Origin of the sequence: Streptomyces sp. NBC_00271 (assembly GCF_036178845.1) — a bacterium.
Classification (GTDB): Bacteria; Actinomycetota; Actinomycetes; order Streptomycetales; family Streptomycetaceae; genus Streptomyces.
In genome coordinates, this window is the sequence record NZ_CP108070.1 from 9,157,267 (window position 1) to 9,176,499 (window position 19,233).

General features: G+C 71.1%; 16 protein-coding genes. 13 read left to right on the forward strand and 3 right to left on the reverse strand.

What is annotated here, in order from left to right; translation table 11 throughout:
• The first annotated feature begins 115 nt into the window (after nt 1-115).
• The 7 genes from OG798_RS41500 to OG798_RS41530 all read left to right on the forward strand — a co-directional run bounded on the left by OG798_RS41500 (nt 116) and on the right by OG798_RS41530 (nt 9,131).
• A complete protein-coding gene (locus OG798_RS41500) occupies nt 116-958 on the forward strand; it encodes a nitrilase-related carbon-nitrogen hydrolase (RefSeq protein ID WP_054230374.1) in 843 nt (280 codons plus the stop codon).
• A complete protein-coding gene (locus tag OG798_RS41505; RefSeq protein WP_121414526.1) occupies nt 955-2,238 on the forward strand; it encodes an aspartate aminotransferase family protein in 1,284 nt (427 codons plus the stop codon). The genes OG798_RS41500 and OG798_RS41505 overlap by 4 nt, the downstream gene beginning before the upstream one ends.
• A 25-nt stretch (nt 2,239-2,263) precedes the next feature.
• Complete coding sequence (locus tag OG798_RS41510; protein WP_095851733.1) at nt 2,264-3,826, forward strand: PucR family transcriptional regulator; 1,563 nt, start codon at nt 2,264-2,266, stop codon at nt 3,824-3,826.
• Between the two features lie 145 nt (nt 3,827-3,971).
• Nucleotides 3,972-4,814, forward strand: a complete 843-nt coding sequence (locus OG798_RS41515) for a nitrilase-related carbon-nitrogen hydrolase (protein WP_067362420.1) — start codon at nt 3,972-3,974, stop codon at nt 4,812-4,814.
• A 154-nt stretch (nt 4,815-4,968) separates the two neighbouring features.
• Nucleotides 4,969-6,372 carry a dihydropyrimidinase gene (gene hydA, locus OG798_RS41520; protein WP_054230370.1) on the forward strand — a complete coding sequence of 468 codons (1,404 nt, stop codon included), beginning with the start codon at nt 4,969-4,971 and terminating at the stop codon, nt 6,370-6,372.
• An 18-nt stretch (nt 6,373-6,390) separates the two neighbouring features.
• Entirely contained in the window at nt 6,391-7,410 is a 1,020-nt protein-coding gene (locus OG798_RS41525) for a TIGR03842 family LLM class F420-dependent oxidoreductase (RefSeq protein WP_097224161.1), read from the forward strand.
• 194 nt (nt 7,411-7,604) lie between these two features.
• The gene (locus tag OG798_RS41530; protein ID WP_095851731.1) at nt 7,605-9,131 is read left to right on the forward strand and encodes an NCS1 family nucleobase:cation symporter-1; all 1,527 of its coding nucleotides are present in this window, start codon (nt 7,605-7,607) and stop codon (nt 9,129-9,131) included.
• A 31-nt stretch (nt 9,132-9,162) separates the two neighbouring features.
• Here the strand turns inward: OG798_RS41530 and OG798_RS41535 are convergent, their stop codons facing one another.
• The 3 genes from OG798_RS41535 to OG798_RS41545 form a co-directional block, all read right to left on the reverse strand.
• Nucleotides 9,163-9,828, reverse strand: a complete 666-nt coding sequence (locus OG798_RS41535; protein ID WP_095857660.1) for a hypothetical protein — start codon at nt 9,826-9,828, stop codon at nt 9,163-9,165.
• 122 nt (nt 9,829-9,950) lie between these two features.
• On the reverse strand, nt 9,951-10,784 hold the full coding sequence (locus tag OG798_RS41540; protein WP_328758684.1) for a class I SAM-dependent methyltransferase: 834 nt from the start codon (nt 10,782-10,784) through the stop codon (nt 9,951-9,953).
• Entirely contained in the window at nt 10,781-11,782 is a 1,002-nt protein-coding gene (locus tag OG798_RS41545) for a carboxymuconolactone decarboxylase family protein (protein WP_328758685.1), read from the reverse strand. The genes OG798_RS41540 and OG798_RS41545 overlap by 4 nt, the downstream gene beginning before the upstream one ends.
• On the opposite strand from OG798_RS41545, the gene OG798_RS41550 reads away from it, so the two are divergent.
• From OG798_RS41550 to OG798_RS41575, 6 genes are all read left to right on the forward strand, one after another.
• Complete coding sequence (locus OG798_RS41550) at nt 11,781-11,963, forward strand: hypothetical protein (protein ID WP_143670724.1); 183 nt, start codon at nt 11,781-11,783, stop codon at nt 11,961-11,963. The genes OG798_RS41545 and OG798_RS41550 overlap by 2 nt on opposite strands.
• 35 nt (nt 11,964-11,998) lie before the next feature.
• Entirely contained in the window at nt 11,999-13,111 is a 1,113-nt protein-coding gene (locus OG798_RS41555) for a sensor histidine kinase (protein ID WP_095851728.1), read from the forward strand.
• Nucleotides 13,108-13,776, forward strand: a complete 669-nt coding sequence (locus tag OG798_RS41560) for a response regulator transcription factor (RefSeq protein ID WP_328758686.1) — start codon at nt 13,108-13,110, stop codon at nt 13,774-13,776. Before OG798_RS41555 ends, OG798_RS41560 begins: the two co-directional genes overlap by 4 nt.
• A gap of 338 nt (nt 13,777-14,114) precedes the next feature.
• Complete coding sequence (locus tag OG798_RS41565) at nt 14,115-15,938, forward strand: gamma-glutamyltransferase family protein (RefSeq protein ID WP_267063369.1); 1,824 nt, start codon at nt 14,115-14,117, stop codon at nt 15,936-15,938.
• Nucleotides 15,939-16,024: 86 nt separating this feature from the next.
• Nucleotides 16,025-16,870 (forward strand): inositol monophosphatase family protein, encoded by an 846-nt coding sequence (locus OG798_RS41570; protein ID WP_095851725.1) that lies wholly within the window; start codon nt 16,025-16,027, stop codon nt 16,868-16,870.
• A 945-nt stretch (nt 16,871-17,815) separates the two neighbouring features.
• A complete protein-coding gene (locus OG798_RS41575; RefSeq protein WP_328758687.1) occupies nt 17,816-19,225 on the forward strand; it encodes a phytoene desaturase family protein in 1,410 nt (469 codons plus the stop codon).
• Nucleotides 19,226-19,233: the final 8 nt, after the last annotated feature.

The following is a 19,233-nucleotide window of genomic DNA, read 5'->3' on the forward strand; positions in this document are numbered from 1 at the left end:
AGCGGGTTAACGGCGATGGTCTTGGCAAGGCTGTCCGCTGGGCTTACTTTCGAGCCTCTACCGCCTTTGTCTACGGGCGTAGAGGCTCTCTGACGTCTCGTCGAAGGAGCAGCTCATGGCCAACGTCGTACGCGCCGCTCTGGTCCAGGCCACCTGGACCGGCGACACCGCATCCATGGTCGCCAAGCACGAGGAGCACGCCCGCGAGGCGGCCCGGCAGGGCGCCAAGGTGATCGGATTCCAGGAAGTCTTCAACGCCCCCTACTTCTGCCAGGTCCAGGAGCCCGAGCACTACCGTTGGGCGGAGCCGGTGCCCGACGGGCCCACCGTCACTCGTATGCGGGAACTCGCGCGCGAGACCGGCATGGTCATCGTCGTGCCCGTGTTCGAGGTCGAGCAGTCCGGCTTCTACTTCAACACCGCGGCCGTGATCGACGCCGACGGCACGTACCTCGGCAAGTACCGCAAGCACCACATCCCGCAGGTGAAGGGCTTCTGGGAGAAGTACTACTTCAAACCGGGCAACCTGGGCTGGCCGGTCTTCGACACCGCGGTGGGCAGGATCGGCGTGTACATCTGCTACGACCGGCACTTCCCCGAGGGCTGGCGGCAGCTCGGCCTGAACGGCGCCCAGCTCGTCTACAACCCCTCCGCCACCTCCCGCGGCCTCTCCGCCTACCTCTGGCAGTTGGAGCAGCCCGCCGCGGCCGTCGCCAACGAGTACTTCATCGCCGCGATCAACCGGGTCGGGCAGGAGGAGTACGGCGACAACGACTTCTACGGGACCTCGTACTTCGTCGACCCGCGGGGACAGTTCGTGGGGGAGACGGCCAGTGACAAGACCGAGGAGCTGATCGTCCGCGACCTCGACTTCGACCTGATCGAGGAGGTCCGGCAGCAGTGGGCGTTCTACCGCGACCGGCGGCCCGACGCCTACGAGGGGCTGGTGCAGCCGTGAGCGACCTGTACGCGCGCCACAAGGCCGTCCTGCCCGACTGGCTGGCCCTCTACTACGAGGACCCGATCGAGATCACCCACGGCGAGGGCCGCCACGTCTGGGACGCCCAGGGCAACAGGTACCTCGACTTCTTCGGCGGCATCCTGACGACGATGACCGCGCACGCCCTGCCCGAGGTCACCAAGGCCGTCAGCGAGCAGGCCGGGCGGATCATCCACACCTCCACGCTCTACCTCAACCGGCCGATGGTCGACCTCGCCGAGCGGATCGCCCAGCTGTCCGGCATCCCCGACGCCCGCGTCTTCTTCACCACGTCCGGCACCGAGGCCAACGACACGGCCCTGCTGCTCGCCACCGCCCACCGGCGGAGCAACCAGATCCTGGCGATGCGCAACAGCTACCACGGCCGCTCCTTCAGCGCGGTCGGCATCACCGGCAACAAGGGCTGGTCACCGACCTCCCTCTCGCCCCTCCAGACGCTGTACGTCCACGGCGGCGTCCGCACCCGCGGCCCGTACGCCGATCTCGGCGACGCGGAGTTCATCGCGGCCTGCGTCGACGACCTGAAGGACCTGCTCGGCCACGTCCGCCCGCCCGCCGCCCTCATCGCCGAACCCATCCAGGGCGTCGGCGGCTTCACCGCGCCGCCCGACGGCCTGTACGCGGCCTTCCGCGAGGTCCTGGACCAGCACGGCATCCTCTGGATCGCCGACGAGGTGCAGACCGGCTGGGGCCGCACCGGCGAGCACTTCTGGGGCTGGCAGGCGCACGCCTCCGCAGGCCCGCCCGACATGCTCACCTTCGCCAAGGGCATCGGCAACGGCATGTCCATCGGCGGCGTCGTCGCGCGCGCCGAGATCATGAACTGCCTCGACTCCAACTCCATCTCGACCTTCGGCGGCTCGCCGATCACGATGGCGGCGGGCCTGGCGAACCTCACGTACCTCCTCGAACACGACCTCCAGGGCAACGCCCGACGCGTCGGCGGTCTGCTCGGCGAGCGGCTGCGGGCGATCTCCGTGCCGCTCGACTACGTACGGGAGGTGCGCGGGCGCGGGTTGATGATCGGCGTCGAGCTGGTCAGGCCCGGCACCGACGAGGCGTACCCCGAAGGCGCCGCGGCCGTGCTCGAAGCGGCCCGCCAGGACGGCCTGTTGATCGGCAAGGGCGGCGGTCACAACACCAGCGTGCTGCGCATCGCACCGCCGCTCTCCCTCACCGTCGCGGAGGCGGAGGAGGGCGCGGCGATTCTCGAGCACGCGCTGAGGTGTATCCAGTAAGAAGTTCTGAGCAAGGGAACGTGCCATGACCACCGCCACCGCCTTGGAACCCGCCCTGTCGGTACGCCAGGTCCTCGCCCTGGACCGGGTGCTCGCCGGAGAGCCCGAGGTGGTGGCCGGCGCGGGCCACCTCGACCGGTCCGTGCGCTGGGTGCACGTCGCCGAGGCCGCCGACGTGGGCGTGATGCTCAGCGGCGGGGAAATGGTGCTCACCACGGGAGTCCTGCTCGCCGGCGACCCGGACGCGCAGGCCGAGTACATCCGTTCGCTGCACCGCGCGGAGGCCGCGGCCGTCGTCCTCGGGCTCGGCCGGGCCTTCCCGACCCCGCCGGACGTGATGCGCCGGGCCGCCGAGCGCTGCGGGCTGCCCATGGTGGTCCTGCACCGGCCCTTCCCGTTCGCCGAGCTGACGGAGGAGGTCCAGTCCCGGCTCGTGCGCAGCAAGTTCGCGGCGGTGAGCCTCTCGGAGGCCGTACGGACCGCGCTCACCGGGCTCATCACCACGGGCGCGCCCCTGCAACGGATGCTCGACGAGATCGCCGTGCACGCCGCGTGCCCGGTCGTCGTCACCAACCTCGCCCACCGCGTCCTCGCCACGGCGGGGGAGCGGTCCGCGGTGGACGACGTGCTGCGCGACTGGGAGCGCATCGCCCGGCAGGCGGGCGGCAGCCAGGGCGACGGCTGGATCCGCGCCGAGCTGGGCGGGCGCGGCGAGAGATGGGGCCGCATCGTGCTGTGCGGCTACCGGGGCGACGCCGCCACCGGGCGGCTGCTCGCCGACCGTGCCGCCGAGGCCCTGGTCCTGCACCGGATGCTGGGTGGCTCCGTACACACCTGGGAGGAGGAGTCCGCGCAGGGCCTGCTGACCGACCTGGTGAGCGGGGTCGTACCGGCACGGCAGCTGCTCCCGCGGGCCAGGGCGGCCGGGCTGCCCGTCAACCGGCGGGCCTTCGTGCCGCTGGTGGTACGGGACGGCGACCCGGGCCAACTCGACCGCGTATTGCGTCTGTTGGGGCTCCCCGGACTGGTCGCCGAGCTCGCCGACGGGGCCACCGCCGTGCTGCTCAGCCTCGCCCGCGACCAGGACGCGGAGGCGCTGGCCGCCCACTTCGCGCTGCGGCTGCGCCATGAGACCGGCACTCGTACGACCGTGGCGGCGGCCTCGCCCCGTACCGCCTGGGACGACGTCCCCGGCGGCCTGCGCGAGGCCCTGCACGTCGCCGAGGCCGCCGCCGACGCGCCCGCCGACCAGGACCAGCCGGTGCTCGTACGGCTGCGTGACGTCCATCTGCGGGGCCTGATACGGCTGTTGCGCGACGACCCGAACGTCCAGTCCTTCGCCGAACGGGAGTTGGACGGTCTGCTGTGCGGGGCCGATGCCGAGTCGGAGCTGCTGCCCGTGCTGCGGACCTACCTCGCGACCGGCCGCAACAAGTCCCGCACCGCGCAGCTCCACCACGTCAGCAGGCCCGCGCTCTACCGCCGGCTGGAGGCCATCGAGGCCCGGCTCGGCGTCGACCTCGACGACTTCGAGCAGGCCGCCTCCGTACACATCGCACTGCTCGCACATGACGCGCAACAACGGTGAAACACGGGACGACTCAGGTGAAACATGGGACAACGCGGGGGTGACACCGTGGAACGGCACAGCGCCTCAGACGTGACACGGTGCAACTCAAAGCCGTGGTCCGGGCTTCCTAGGCTCCTCGCACACCGAGCGACCGGAGGTCCCGATGAGCAGAGTGATCCGCGCCGCCGTCTTCCAGACTGCCTGGACCGGCGACAAGGAGTCGATGATCCAGGTCCACGAGCAGGCGGCCCGCGACGCCGCCGCACAGGGCGCACAGGTGCTGTGCTTCCAGGAGCTCTTCTACGGGCCCTACTTCTGCCAGGTCCAGGACAAGGCGTTCTACGAGTACGCCGAGCAGATCCCCGAAGGCCCGATCGTCCGGCGCTTCCAGGCGCTGGCCAAGGAACTGGGCATCGTCCTCGTGCTGCCGATGTACGAGGAGGAGCAGCCCGGCGTCCTCTACAACACGGCCGCCGTGATCGACGCGGACGGCTCGTACCTCGGCAAGTACCGCAAGCACCACATCCCGCAGGTCGAGGGCTTCTGGGAGAAGTTCTACTTCCGTCCCGGCAACGCCGGCTGGCCGGTCTTCGACACCGCCGTCGGCAGGATCGGCGTCTACATCTGCTACGACCGGCACTTCCCGGAGGGCTGGCGTGCGCTGGGCCTCGCGGGCGCCGAGATCGTGTTCAACCCGTCGGCGACCTCGCGCGGACTGTCCTCCTACATCTGGCAGCTGGAGCAGCCGGCGGCGGCCGTCGCCAACGAGTACTTCGTGGGCGCCATCAACCGCGTGGGCGTGGAGGAGCTGGGCGACAACGACTTCTACGGAACGTCGTACTTCGTCGACCCGGAGGCACAGTTCGTCGGGGAGGTGGCCAGCGACAAGGAGACCGAGCTCGTCGTCCGCGACCTCGACATGGCCAAGCTGCGCGAGGTGCGCGACCGTTGGCAGTTCTACCGGGACCGCCGCCCCGACGCGTACGAGCCGCTGACCACGCCGTAGCCCGGCGGGGCCCTGGAGTCCGCCGGGCTTCCCGCGCCCCCGACGGGGCGCGGGGCTGTGGCAGTGCGCGGCTTCGCCGCGTGGGCGCGACCAGCCACGAGTGACCCGCAGTTTTCAGCGCACCGCATTCAGCGCACGGCAGGAGAGAGGGAGCATGAGCAGCCGTACCGTCATCCGTAATGGCCTCGTCATCACCGCGTCCGACGAGATCCACGCCGACGTCCTGATCGAGGACGGCCGGGTCGTCGCCCTCGCCGCGACCGGCACCCCGGCGGCCGAGTCGTGGACGGCCGAGAAGACCATCGACGCCACCGGCAAGTACGTCATCCCGGGCGGCGTCGACGCCCACACCCACATGGAGCTGCCCTTCGGCGGCACCTTCGCCTCGGACACCTTCGAGACGGGCACCCGGGCCGCGGCCTGGGGCGGCACCACCACCATCGTCGACTTCGCGGTGCAGAGCGTCGGCCGCTCACTGCGCGAGGGCCTCGACGCCTGGAACGCCAAGGCCGACGGCAACTGCGCCATCGACTACGCCTTCCACATGATCGTCTCCGACGTCAACCAGGAGACGCTCAAGGAGATGGACCTGCTGGTCCAGGAGGGCGTCACCTCCTTCAAGCAGTTCATGGCCTACCCCGGCGTCTTCTACAGCGACGACGGCCAGATCCTGCGCGCCATGCAGCGCTCCGCCGAGAACGGCGGCCTGATCATGATGCACGCGGAGAACGGCATCGCGATCGACGTCCTCGTGGAACAGGCGCTGGCGCGCGGCGAGACCGACCCGCGCTTCCACGGCGAGGTGCGCAAGGCGCTCCTGGAGGCCGAGGCAACCCACCGCGCCATCAAGCTCGCCCAGGTCGCGGGCGCTCCGCTGTACGTCGTGCACGTCTCGGCGCAGGAGGCGGTCGCCGAGATCGCACGGGCGCGTGACGAGGGCCTGAACGTCTTCGGCGAGACCTGCCCGCAGTACCTGTTCCTGTCGACCGACAACCTCGCGGAGCCGGACTTCGAGGGCTCGAAGTACGTGTGCAGCACGCCCCTTCGGCCCAAGGAGCACCAGGCCGCCCTGTGGCGGGGCCTGCGCACCAACGACCTCCAGGTCGTGTCGACCGACCACTGCCCCTTCTGCTTCGTGGGCCAGAAGGAGCTCGGCCGGGGCGACTTCTCGAAGATCCCCAACGGCCTCCCGGGCGTCGAGAACCGCATGGACCTGCTCCACCAGGCCGTCGTCGACGGGCACATCTCGCGCCGCCGCTGGATCGAGATCGCCTGCGCCACCCCGGCCCGGATGTTCGGCCTGTACCCGAAGAAGGGCACCATCGCGCCGGGCGCCGACGCCGACATCGTCATCTACGACCCGCACGCCGAGCAGGTCATGTCGGTCGAGACCCACCACATGAACGTCGACTACTCGGCCTACGAGGGCAAGCGCGTCACCGGGCAGGTCGAGACCGTGCTCTCGCGCGGCGAACCGGTCATCACCGAGCGGGAGTTCACCGGACGCGCCGGTCACGGCGTCTACACCCCCCGCTCCACCTGTCAGTACCTTCTCTGAGCGACTAGGAGTGGCGCCATGGACTTCGGACTCGTCCTGCAGACCGACCCCCCGGCCTCCCGCGTCATCGACCTGATGAAGCGCGCCGAGGGCAACGGCTTCACCTACGGCTGGACCTTCGACTCGGCCGTGCTGTGGCAGGAACCCTTTGTGATCTACAGTCAGATCCTCGCGAACACCGAGAAGTTGACGGTCGGCCCGATGGTCACCAACCCGGGTACCCGCACCTGGGAGGTCACCGCCTCCACCTTCGCGACGCTCAACGACATGTACGGCAACCGCACGGTGTGCGGCATCGGGCGCGGCGACTCGGCGATGCGCGTCGCCGGACGCAAGCCCAACACGCTCGCCCGCATCAGCGGCGCGATGAAGGTCATCCGCGCCCTCGGCCGCGGCGAGGAGGCCGACCTCGGCGGCACCGTCGTCAAGTTCCCCTGGGTCAGGCCGGGTGCCGAACTCCCGGTCTGGATGGCCGCGTACGGTCCCAAGGCCCTGAAGATGACCGGCGAGGAGGCCGACGGGTTCATCCTGCAGCTCGCCGACCTCTATCTCACCGAGTACATGGTCAAGGCCGTGAAGGACGCGGCCGTCGAGGCGGGGCGTGACCCCTCCGAGGTGAAGATCTGCGTGGCCGCGCCCGCGTACATCACCGAGGACGACTCGCCGGAGGCCCTCGCCCACGCGCGTGAGCAGTGCCGCTGGTTCGGCGGCATGGTCGGCAACCACGTGGCCGACCTGGTCTCCAAGTACGGCGAGCACTCCGCCGCCGTGCCCGAGGAACTCACCGACTACATCAAGGCGCGCGAGGGCTACGACTACTCCCACCACGGGCGCAGCGACAACCCCGACACCAAGTTCGTGCCGGACGAGATCGTCGACCGGTTCTGTCTGATCGGCACGGCCGAGCAGCACATCGAGAAGCTGAAGGCGCTGCGCGCGCTGGGCGTGGACCAGTTCGCGGTGTACGACATGCACGACGCGCAGGAGGCCGTGATCGACGCGTACGGGTCGAAGGTCATCCCGGCCGTCAACGGCTGACAACTCCGCTCCGGGCGGCCGGCCTCCGGCCGCCCACCGCACCACCGGCCGTACTCCGGCCACCGCTCCTCCTCCCCATACGTCCCCTTCCCCCCGTCCGGGGAAGGGGATCACCGCACCACCGCATCCGCACAACCCCCCACGGCGTCACCCGCACGGCCTCTCCCGTCACTCCTCACTTGATTGGCCTGCCCATGACCGAGACCGTCCCCAGCGAGGGCCCGCCCGTCGCTCAAGTCACGCTCACCGACGGCCGGGTGGAGATCGCGCCCGACGCGCCCGCGCCCAGCGGCCCCTACGCCAACGAGGACCTGCTGCCGGTCCCGGTCGAGAAGCGCACGTGGACCACGTACAACTTCTCGGCGCTCTGGGTCGGCATGGCCCACAACACCGCTTCCTGGACCCTTGCTTCCGGCCTGATAGCCGTCGGCATGGACTGGAAGCAGGCCGTGTTCACCATCGCGCTGGCCAACCTGATCGTGCTGGTCCCGATGCTGCTCACCGGGCATGCCGGTCCCAAGTACGGCATTCCCTTCCCCGTCTTTGCCCGCGCCTCCTTCGGGGTCCGCGGCGCCAACCTGCCCGCTGTCGTACGGGCGTTGGTGGCCTGCGGCTGGTTCGGCATCCAGACCTGGATCGGCGGCGAGGCGATCTACTTCCTCGCCGGGAAGCTCTTCGGCGACAGCTGGGCCAATGCCTCGAAGGTCGGCGGCTACGCCTGGACCATGTGGCTGTCGTTCGCGATCTTCTGGGTGCTCCAGGTCGCCATCATCTACCGGGGCATGGAGACGATCCGCCGCTTCGAGAACTGGGCGGCGCCCTTCGTGCTCGTGGGCGCCGGTGTGATGCTGTGGTGGATGAGCAGCAAGGCGGGCGGCTTCGGCCCGCTGCTCGACCAGCCCTCGAAGCTCGGCTGGGGCGGCGACTTCTGGAAGCTGTTCTGGCCCTCGCTCATGGGCATGATCGGCTTCTGGTCCACGCTGTCGCTGAACATCCCCGACTTCACGCGGTACGGCAAGAGCCAGAAGGCGCAGACCTGGGGTCAGGCGCTCGGTCTGCCCACCACGATGACGCTCTTCGCCTTCCTGTCGGTCATGGTCACCTCGGGCTCGCAGGCCGTGTACGGCGAGGCCGTCTGGGACCCGGTCCAGCTGGCCGCCAAGACCGACAACGTCTTCGGCCTCCTCTACGCGCTGGTCACCGTGCTGGTCGCGACCCTGTCCGTGAACATCGCGGCCAACCTCGTCTCGCCGGCCTTCGACTTCTCCAACCTCGCACCGCGGAAGATCAACTTCCGTACCGGCGCGCTCGCCACCTGTGTCCTCGGCGTGCTGATCTTCCCCTGGAAGCTGTACTCCGACCCGCAGGGCTACATCTTCACCTGGCTCGGCCTCGTCGGCGGTCTGCTCGGCACCGTCGCCGGCATCCTCATCGCCGACTACTGGATCCTGCGCCGCACCAAGCTCGACCTCGCCGACCTGTACCGCACGGGCGGCCGCTACTGGTACGACGGCGGCTGGAACTGGCGGGCCGTCGTCGCCTTCCTCACCGGAGGCGTCCTGGCCGTCGGCGGCGCCGACTTCCACCCGCTCATCGACGGACGGCCCATTCCGGCGCTGAAGTCCCTGGCCGACTACGGCTGGGCGGTCGGACTCGGTACGTCGATGGTGCTGTACCTGGTGCTGATGCTGCTGCGGGGCAAGGAGAAGACCGCAGTCTGACGCGTGAGGAAGGACAGTCGTCGGAGAACGGTCAGCTCTTCTGGCCGTTCTCCAGCGTCGCCACCACGTCCTTGGCGGCCTTGATGGCCCCCTTGTTGATCTCGTCCGTACTGGGCGCCTTCTTCGTCTCGAAGTTGCTGCCGTTGTACGTGACGACCACCAGCGCGTTGGACGCGCGGACGATCACCACTCCCTCACGGGTCTGCTGCTTGTCCGTGGTGGTGAGGTTCACGACGGAGTAGGCCGAGTCACCGAGGCCGGGAACCGCACCTCCGCCGCTCTTGTCCCCGACGCGCCCCGTATAGGACTTCTGCGCCGCTTCGTCCGAATCCTTTATCTCGTACGAGACGTCCAGCCAGTGGTAATCGAAGCCCTTGAGCGCGTTCCAGGAACAGGTGCGGCGCACCGACTTGTCGGTCGACGGAATCTCCTGGCCGGCCGTCTTGGCGCCCGGGACAAGGGCCTTGACCGTCTTCTCCGTCACGCCGGTGCAGGGCGCGGGGGCCGCGGTGTACGTCTTCGCGACCGCCGTCGCCGCGGGGCCCGACGGGGACTGCGTCGCCTGGGGCGACTTGTGGTCGGTGGCGGCCGGGGTCGTCGTCGACGTGCCGGACGACATGACCCAGCCCGTGCAGGCGAGGACCGCGACCGGAAGCAGGCGCGCGGTGAGGGCGAGTGGCAGAGGAAGAGAATGCACGGCGCACTTCTCGTGGGGGACGGTGCGGAGGGAGTCCACACTGCGGACGGAACGCCAGTGTCACATGCCTGCCTGTGGGGCGGAAGTGCCAACTCACTCCGTACCTGTGTGGTGACAGTGACTCACTGGGAACCGCCTGTCCGCCACTTCGCCGTCACCAGCCATACCGCCGCCCGGAGTCGAACACCGCGATCCGTCTCATAAGGGTGCAAGGTGTCCCGCAGGGCCGCGCGCGTGTCGGCGTCGACCGTCCGGCCGGGCGTGCGGGAGAGGATGAAGTCGACGGCGTCCGCGGCGTCGCGCCCCCATGTCGTCTCCGTCGCGACCGGAGTCACCGTCACGTCGTCCCACCCGTGCAGAACCTCGCGGATGCGCGCCGGGTCGGACAGGGAGGCCATGGCGGCCTGGACGGCGACCGTCGCGGCGTCCGGTTCGTCCAGGAGTTCTCCGAAAAGGCTCAAGGCGCGTGACTCCTCCACCTCGGGGCCGGCGGGCTGCGGACAGACGAACGCCAGCCGCCCTCCCGGCCGCAGCGAGCGCGCCAGGTTCCGGAAGGCCGCCGCGTGGTCCGCGAAGAACATCACCCCGCCCCGGCTGATCAGGACGTCGTATCCGGCGGCCGGAAAGGGGTGGATCTGGGCGTCGGCGAGCTCGTACGCGACGTTGGTGATCCCCTCCGCGGCGGTCGTCGCCCGGGCCCGGTCGAGCAGGGGTGCCGAGATGTCGACCCCGACGGCGTGCCCGTGCGCCGCCAGCCGGCCAGCGATCCGGGTCGTCGCACCGGCCCCGCAGCCGACGTCCAGGACGCGGTCGCCCGAAGCGATCGCCGCCGCGTCGAAGAGCGCGGTGTTCAGGCCCGACACGAGCGTGTCATAGCGCTCGTGGTGGCTCGCCCAGTGGTGGCCGAGAGTGCCGTTCCAGGCCCGCGCCTGAGCGGAGTTGGCGATCTGTGTCATGAGGTCTCCTCGGCAGTGCGGACGGGAAGCGCGCTCTCGATCCGGTCGACGGCGGCGAAGGCGCCGTAGGCGACCAGATGCACCAGGCAGTGGTCGGTATGGATGGGTTTGCGCCAGGCCGTCACGTCCTCGTCCGTGATCCGGTACGGGGCCAGCGCGGCCAGCAGCGCGAGCCGCGCCCCGGGCCGCGAACGGTCGGGCAGTCCGTCCCACGCGAGCGGCGGGTGCGAGCCGTCCCAGTCCCGCAGCGTCTCCCGTACGAGGATCCGGTCGGCCTCGTCGAGAAGCCCCTCTCCCTCGGTGGCGGCGGCCCGCAGTGCGGAGTAGGCCGGGCCGACGGTGGTCCCGCGCGCCCAGTCGGGACCCGGCCCGGGGTCGTCGAGGAGTTCCAGGCCCGCACCCGGCGCGGGTCGCCTGCGCACCGTCCGGGCGACGGACCGCCCGGCCAGACTCCGCACCGCCCGGAACCGTTGCGCGTTGCCGGGCAGCAGACTCTCGGTGAGCAGCGCCGACACCACGCGGTTGATGAAGTGGAAGGACAGGGCGGTGCCGATGTAGGCGGGGGCGTGCGCGACGGGGAAGGGGTACGGCGCCAACTCGGGTGCCCCCGGGGTCCGGGTCGCCCCGCCCCATGCCAGCACGCGCGCGTGCTCCTCGTCGGCGGGGGTGTCCCCGCGCGCCACCGTCTCCGCGAGCCGGTGGTCCCCGGTCGCGTGCAGCAACATCGTGTGCGCGTCCACGCAGAACGGGCACCGGTTGGCGACGGACACCCCGAGTGCAGCGAGTTCCTTCCCCGTCCGGCTGCCCGCGCCCGCGATCAGCGACTCGCGCATCAACGCCCAGGCGGAAGCCATGAGACCGGGAGCGGGCGAGAGCACGACGAAGGTCGCTGCGCGCTCGATGCCGAAGTCGTCGGCGAGCTGGGCGTAGACGCCCGCGATACGGCCGGTGGCGGACCTGGGCGGAGACGGGGTGGTGTAACGGAAGGGACTGGGCATGGGACGCCTCCTGGTAGGGAATGAGCGCGAGGCCGCCGGCTCGGCCGCCATCGCCACCCTCCTTCAGGGAGCCGTCCCCGGTCGTCGTCCCCCCGAAGGCATCCCGAACTACCCCCACCCGCCCCGCGCGCGCCGTGATCTACTCCAGCCGGAGTACGCCGCGCCCCCTCCACAGGTCTGACGCCACTGTCCGAACAGCCGTCTATCGTGCGGAACATGGCGTTGGACCAGGGCGCGCGCAGGCACCTGACCGACGCGGCCCTCGCGGTCGCGGTCGGTGCCCTCGTCATGACCGCGGCCGCGGCCGACGGCGGCGCGACCCCCGCCGACTACGCGCTGATCACCGCGGGCTCCCTCGCCCTCGCGGCCTACCGCCACGCCCCGCGCCGGGTACTCGCGGTCAGTACGGTCACCACGACGGCGTACGTCCTGCACGCCCACCCCGGCACCCTCGCCGCCCTGCCCGTACTGGCCGCCGTCCACACGGCGGCCCGAGCGGGTCATCGAGGAGTGGCGGCGCTCGCGAGTGCCCTGTTCCTGGCGGCATTCGTGGCCATGGACCTCACGGCACGCGCAGGCGCCGAGCGCTCTCTCCTGCTCGCCGGCTGGTTCCTGTGCGCCCTGGTGACGGGCCTCGCCGACCGCAACTGGCAGGCGTATCTGCGCCAGACGGAACAGCGCGCGATGGAGGCGGAACGCACCCGTGAGGAGGCGGCCCTGCGCCGCGCGGGCGAGGAACGGCTGCGGATCGCCCGCGAGTTGCACGACTCGCTCACGCACAGCATCTCGATCGTCAAGCTCCAGGCGGGTGTCGCCGTCCATCTCGCCCGCAAACGCGGTGAGGAGGTCCCGCCCGCGCTGCTCGCCATCCAGGAGGCGGGCGGCGAGGCGATGCGCGAACTGCGGGCCACGCTCGAGGTGTTGCGCACCGACGAGCCGACCGGCACCCCGGCGCTGCTCGTGGAGCGGGCCCGTGCGGCCGGTCTCGCCGTGGAGCTGACGGTGAGCGGCGACGAGCGTCCGCTCACGGCGACGGTGGACCGTGCCGCGTACCGCATCGTCCAGGAGGCCCTGACGAACGCCGCGCGCCACGCGGGCCCCGCCAAGGTGGCCGTCCAACTCGACTACAGCACCGCCGACCTGACGATATCCGTCGACGACGACGGCGGCGCCGACCCGTCCTGTCCGCCCACCCCCGGCATCGGCCTCACCGGCATGCGCGAACGTGTCACGGCCCTCGGCGGCACCCTGCACGCCGCACCGCGCACGGAGGGCGGCTTCTCGGTGCGCGCCGAACTGCCGCTGGGCCTACCGGAGGAGGTGCCGTGATCAGGGTCGCGCTCGTCGACGACCAGGCGCTGATGCGCGCCGGTTTCCGCGCCCTGCTCGATGCCGAGGAGGGCATCGAGGTCGTGGGCGAGGCCGCCGACGGCAAGCAGGGCCTCGCGCTGGTACGCGCTTCCTTGCCGGACATCGCCCTCGTCGACGTACAGATGCCGGTGATGTCGGGCATCGAGGCCACCCGCCGTATCGCCGCCGACCCGGAGCTGTCCGCCGTGCGTGTCGTCATGCTCACCAACTACGGCCTGGACGAGTACGTCTTCGAGGCGTTGCGGGCCGGGGCCAGCGGCTTCCTGCTCAAGGACACCGAGCCCGCCGACCTGCTCCAGGCCATCGAGGTCGTCGCGCGCGGAGAGGCGCTGCTGTCCCCGTCCGTGACCCGCACCCTGATCGGCGAGTTCGTCGCCCGGCCCCCGGACCGGGCCACCGCGCCCGGCCTGGAGTGCCTCACCCGCCGCGAACGCGAGGTCACGGCACTCGCCGCGCGCGGTCTGACCAACGAGGAGATCGCCGCGCACATGGTCATCAGCCCGTTCACCGCCAAGACCCACATCAGCCGGGCGATGACGAAACTGGGCGCCCGCGACCGGGCCCAACTGGTCGTGTTCGCCTACGAGTCGGGCTTGGTGACGGCCCGGGGGAGTGTGAACTGAGGGGTGCGTCGGAGGTGGGTTGCTCGTACCCGCCCCCGACGACGTCTGACGGCCCGTCTCCTGATACCGCCGTCCGCTCGACGTGGCTCAAGTTGAAGAACGGCAAGTCCGTGGCGACCGTGGTGTTCGAGCCGCGGAACTCCTCCGGGGGACCTCCCCACCGGTGGGTGACAGCCGCCCACCGGTGGGCGCCGAAGTGAGAGCGCGTCCGATCGGTAGTCTGCTGCCTGATCAGGGCGACCGGAGCCGAGCCGGGCCGGAACTCCCCGGATTCCTCCCACGGCGCGTCCGGAGGACTCATTGGTACCGGCCGACGCGCGCAAACACCGAGGTGAGAGATGCACTTCACTACTCGACCCACGCTTCAAGGGTCCTTCGGCATGGTGTCCTCCACGCACTGGCTCGCCTCGCAGTCGGCGATGGCCGTCCTGGAGGACGGCGGCAACGCGTACGACGCCGCCGTCGCCGCGGGCTTCGTCCTGCACGTGGTCGAGCCGCACCTCAACGGACCCGCCGGCGAGGTCCCGATCATCCTCGCCCCGGCGGGCGGCGAGGTGCGTGTGCTGTGCGGGCAGGGCGTCGCGCCCGCCGGGGCGACGATCGCCCACTACAGGGGACTCGGTTTGGATCTCGTACCCGGCACCGGGCCGCTCGCGGCCGCCGTGCCCGGCGCCTTCGACGCGTGGATGCTGCTCCTGCGCGACCACGGCACGAGGTCCCTCGCCGACGTCATGAAGTACGCCATCGGATACGCGGAGGACGGGCACCCGCCCGTGCAGCGGGTCGGCGAGACCGTGGAGTCGGTGCGCGCGCTCTTCGAGACGGAGTGGACCTCGTCGGCCGAGGTGTACCTGCCCGGCGGGAAGGCGCCGCGTCCCGGCGAACTGTTCCGCAATCCCGCCCTCGCCGCGACCTGGCGCCGCCTGCTCGCGGAGGTCTCCGTAGAGACCGGCCGCGTGGCGCAGATCGAGGCCGCGCGCCGCGTCTGGCGCTCGGGCTTCATCGCCGAGGCCCTCGTACGGCAGGCCCGGCGGCCCACCATGGACACCAGCGGACAGCGCCACACCGGCACCCTGACAGCCGCCGACCTGGCCTCCTGGTCCGCGAGCTACGAGGCGCCCGCGACGTACGACTGGCGCGGCTGGACCCTGTGCAAGGCGGGCCCCTGGAGCCAGGGCCCGGTCCTCCTCCAGCAGCTCGCCCTGCTCCCGCCCCGGCTGCCGCGGTACGGCTCCGCGGAGTACGTCCACCTGCTCGTCGAGGGCTGCAAGCTCGCCATGGCCGACCGGGAGGCCTGGTACGGGGACGCGGCCGAGGTGCCCCTCGACGAGCTGTTGTCGCAGGAGTACAACGCGGAGCGGCGCGCCCTCATCGGCCACAAGGCCTCCCGCGAGCTGCGTCCCGGCAGTCCCGGAGGGCGCACCCCGACGATCAGTGGCCACGCGCGCGAGGTCGCCGCCGGGAATCCGGCCTTCGACGCACCGGCGGCACCGGGCGCGGGCGAACCCACCGTCGCCAGGGCCGCGGGGGAACCCGAGGTGGCCCGGGACGGCAGCACCCGGGGCGACACCTGCCACCTCGACGTCGTCGACCGCTGGGGCAACATGGTCGCCGCCACCCCCAGCGGTGGCTGGCTTCAGTCCAACCCCGTCGTACCCGAGCTGGGCTTCCCGCTCGGCACCCGGCTCCAGATGGCATGGCTGGACGAGGGGCTGCCCAACTCCCTCACACCGGGCCGCCGCCCCCGTACGACGCTGACGCCCTCGCTGGCGCTGCGCGACGGAGTCCCGGTCATGGCGTTCGGAACCCCGGGTGGCGATCAGCAGGACCAGTGGCAGACCCACTTCTTCCTGGCCGTGGCGCTGCGCGCCGAGGTACGCGGCGGGCTCGACCTCCAGGGCGCGATCGACGCCCCGAACTGGCACAACGACAGCTTCCCGGGCTCGTTCCACCCGCGCGGCATGCGCCCCGGCAGCCTCACCGTCGAGTCCCGCACGGACGAGGCGGTCATCGAGGAGCTGCGCCGTCGCGGCCATGACGTCCAGGTCGCGGAGGCCTGGTCCGAGGGCCTGCTGTGCGCGGTCGCCCGGGATCCGGACACGGGTGTGCTGTCGGCGGCGGCGAACCCGCGGGGGATGCAGGGGTACGCGGTGGGACGCTGATCAGCATCTCCGGGAATTCACGGCAATTCCACCCGGAGTGCACCGGAGGGGCGGGGATTGTCAGTGGCGCGTGTTGTCATGGAGCCATGATCGAAGACATCGAAACCATCGACGAGTTTCTCGCGCGCCGCACGTCCGACGTCGAAGAAACGATCCGGCAGGCGGCCGCCACCGAGATCATGCCGCGCTTCAGGCAGCTGACCGCGGACGAGATCGACGAGAAGAGCGGCCCGCACGACCTGGTCACGGACGCCGACCGCAAGGCCGAGGAGTACCTCACCGAGGCGCTCACCAAGCTGCTGCCCGGCTCGGTCGTCGTCGGCGAGGAGGCGGTCCACGCCAATCCGGCGACGTACGAGGCGATCCAGGGGCAGGCCCCGGTCTGGATCGTCGACCCGGTCGACGGCACCCGCCAGTTCGTCCACGGCGACACCGGTTTCTGCACGCTCGTCGCGCTCGCCGTGGGCGGGGTCGTGCACGCCTCCTGGACCTATGCCCCGGCCCGCGACCAGCTCGCCGTCGCCGTGCGCGGCCGGGGTGCCCGCCTCGACGGCGAGCTGCTGCGCCCGGGTGCGCCCACGCCCGGCCGTGACCTCGAGATAGCCACCTCCCACCCCGACTACACCACCGACGAGCAGAAGCGCGCTCTCCTCGGCCTGCGTACCGAGGGCGTGCGGCCGCGTCCCTGCGGTTCGGCGGGGCTGGAGTATCTGGCCGTCGCCCGCGGTGAGCTCGACGGGACAGCTTTCTCCTGGGAGGCGGCCTGGGACCACGCGGCGGGCCTGCTCCTCGTCGAGGAGGCGGGCGGCGCCCACCTGACCCTCACGGGCGAACCTTTCCGCATCACGGGAGGCAACACCCTCCCCTTCACGGCGGCCCGCGACGAGGCCACGGCCCGACGGGTACGGGGCTTGCTGACCGCCGGCCTCTGACCCCACCGACGCGCCGAGGGCATGGCGGCGTCGGCAGCCGACCGTGGCCCTGGGGCTGGAAGCGGTCCCGGCGAAGGTCGAGGGGTTGCGCGGCGCCCGTCCGGCACCGCACACGCGCCCCCGACTGCGACCGGGAACGGGCAAGGGCTTCGACGTGACGATATCGAGCGGCTTGCCATGCCCAGAAGAGTTCGGTGACCGGCATGGTCCAGGACTCGCCGGCCGGGTGGACACCGTGGGCGTCGACCAGGCCGATGAGGCGTTGCGGGCCGTCGCTGACGATCTCGCGGACGGTGACGCTGGGGGTGCTGACCATCGGGAACAGTCGGTCGGGGGCGGGGGGACAGCGCCAGTACCCGGCCGATGCGGTCGAACGCGTCGGGCTGATCCAGCAGCTCTCGCCTGGGCGGATCCCGAACTTGCTCGGCGCTCAGCTGCTCACTCGTGCCGACGCTGCCCGCCCCTGCTGCCGGATGCCCCGCTGTTCTCCGTCCAGGGGTTCAGCCGGTAGATAGGGGCAGTCGGGGTCAGGCTCGCGCGCCTCGGTGATCGTGTCGTCGAGACGGTTGTGTACGCTCCGGAGGTCTGCCATCTGCCGGTCGATGCGGTCGCGCTAGGCGGCCAGCAGGTCCAGTAGCAGCATCTCGGGATCCGTCCGGGCGAGCACCCGTCTCACACCAGTGGCCCCGTCGGCACAAGGTGAAAGCGGATGGCTTTTGGGCCCCCTGCGGGTCCCGGACCCCGGCGACCTAAGGTCCGGCGGGCCCACAGCCCAGGCGGCCTCAGACCCCACAGCCCGGGCGGCCCCTGACCCGGTAGCCCAGACCCCCGTCCGCCGGACGACTTCCGTCTCCCAACCCCCCGCGCCATCAAGGCTGTCAGTCCCCCGGCATATCCTGATGTCCAGTGGCCGTCGGCTGACAAAGGAGTCCGAAGGTGCCATCGATGCTCGATGCGGTCGTGGTGGGTGCGGGGCCGAACGGACTGACGGCTGCCGTGGAGCTGGCCCGCCGCGGCTTCTCCGTGGCCGTGTTCGAGGCACGGGACACCGTGGGCGGCGGCGCCCGCACCGAAGAGCTGACACTCCCCGGCTTCCGGCACGACCCCTGTTCCGCGGCCCACCCCCTCGGCATCAACTCACCCGCCTTCCGAGCGATGCCCCTGGAGCGGTACGGCCTGGAGTGGCTGCACGCGAAGCTCCCCATGGCACACCCGTTCCCCGACGGCACGGCGGCGGTGCTCGCCCGCTCCGTGGCCGAGACGGCGGCCTCGTTCGGCCCGCGCGACGCCGGCGCGTACCGCAGACTGGTCGCCCCCTTCCTCCCCAAGTGGGATACGCTGGCCCACGACTTCATGTCCCTGCCACTGACCGCCCTGCCCCGCGACCCGGTGACGCTCGCCCGCTTCGGCCTGGCCGGGCTGCCGCCCTCGACCTGGCTCATGCGGCGCTTCCGCGACGAGCGGGCCCAGGCGCTGTTCGCCGGTCTCGTCGCACACGTCATGGCCCCGCTCGACGGCATCGCCACCGGCGCCGTCGGCCTGGTCTTCGCGCTGGCCGCGCACGCCCGCGGCTGGCCCGTGCCCCGCGGCGGCTCCCAGTCCATCTCCGACGCCCTCACCGCGTACCTCAAGGACCTCGGCGGCACCGTCCACACCGACTACGAAGTCAAGCGTCTCGACGACCTGCCGCCCGCCCGCGCCTACGTCTTCGACACCTCACCCACCGCGCTGTCCCGCATCGCGGGCTTCGGGCGGTACTACGAGGACTACCGCTACGGGGCGTCCGTCTTCAAGATCGACTACGCCCTGGACGGCCCCGTCCCCTGGACGGCAGAGGAGGCACGCACCGCCGGGACGGTGCAGGTGGGCGCGAGCCGCGCCGAGATCGCCACCGCCCTGCGCGCCGCCTCGCGCGAGGGCCGGGCGCCGGACGCTCCCTTCCTGATCACGGTCCAGCCCAGCGTCGTCGATCCCTCCCGGGCCCCGGAGGGCAAGCAGGTCTTCTGGGTGTACGGACACGTTCCGAACGGCTGGACGGGTGACCTCACGGACGCGATCGAGCGGCAGTTGGAGCGGTTCGCACCCGGCTTCCGTGACCGCGTACTGGCTCGCGCCACCGCGGGCCCGCGCGAACTCGCCGCGCACAACGCCAACTACGTGGGCGGCGACATCGGCTGCGGTGCCGCCTCCGGACTCCAGCTCCTGCTGCGCCCCAAGCTCTCCCTGTTTCCGTACAGCACACCGCACCCGGCCGTCTTCATCTGCTCCTCGGCCACCCCGCCGGGCCCCGGTGTGCACGGCATGTCGGGGCACAACGCGGCGAAGGCCGTATGGCGGCGCTTGCGCCAGTCCTGATCAGAGGC

What these genes read in the sequence shown, in the direction of transcription:
- OG798_RS41500 (WP_054230374.1), top strand. Translation starts at nt 116, where the DNA reads ATGGCCAACGTCGTACGCGCCGCTCTGGTCCAGGCCACCTGGACCGGC.
- OG798_RS41510 (WP_095851733.1), top strand. Translation starts at nt 2,264, where the DNA reads ATGACCACCGCCACCGCCTTGGAACCCGCCCTGTCGGTACGCCAGGTC.
- OG798_RS41515 (WP_067362420.1), top strand. Translation starts at nt 3,972, where the DNA reads ATGAGCAGAGTGATCCGCGCCGCCGTCTTCCAGACTGCCTGGACCGGC.
- hydA (WP_054230370.1), top strand. Translation starts at nt 4,969, where the DNA reads ATGAGCAGCCGTACCGTCATCCGTAATGGCCTCGTCATCACCGCGTCC.
- OG798_RS41525 (WP_097224161.1), top strand. Translation starts at nt 6,391, where the DNA reads ATGGACTTCGGACTCGTCCTGCAGACCGACCCCCCGGCCTCCCGCGTC.
- OG798_RS41530 (WP_095851731.1), top strand. Translation starts at nt 7,605, where the DNA reads ATGACCGAGACCGTCCCCAGCGAGGGCCCGCCCGTCGCTCAAGTCACG.
- OG798_RS41540 (WP_328758684.1), bottom strand. Translation starts at nt 10,784, where the DNA reads ATGACACAGATCGCCAACTCCGCTCAGGCGCGGGCCTGGAACGGCACT.
- OG798_RS41550 (WP_143670724.1), top strand. Translation starts at nt 11,781, where the DNA reads ATGGGACGCCTCCTGGTAGGGAATGAGCGCGAGGCCGCCGGCTCGGCC.
- OG798_RS41545 (WP_328758685.1), bottom strand. Translation starts at nt 11,782, where the DNA reads ATGCCCAGTCCCTTCCGTTACACCACCCCGTCTCCGCCCAGGTCCGCC.
- OG798_RS41555 (WP_095851728.1), top strand. Translation starts at nt 11,999, where the DNA reads ATGGCGTTGGACCAGGGCGCGCGCAGGCACCTGACCGACGCGGCCCTC.
- OG798_RS41565 (WP_267063369.1), top strand. Translation starts at nt 14,115, where the DNA reads ATGCACTTCACTACTCGACCCACGCTTCAAGGGTCCTTCGGCATGGTG.
- OG798_RS41570 (WP_095851725.1), top strand. Translation starts at nt 16,025, where the DNA reads ATGATCGAAGACATCGAAACCATCGACGAGTTTCTCGCGCGCCGCACG.
- OG798_RS41575 (WP_328758687.1), top strand. Translation starts at nt 17,816, where the DNA reads ATGCTCGATGCGGTCGTGGTGGGTGCGGGGCCGAACGGACTGACGGCT.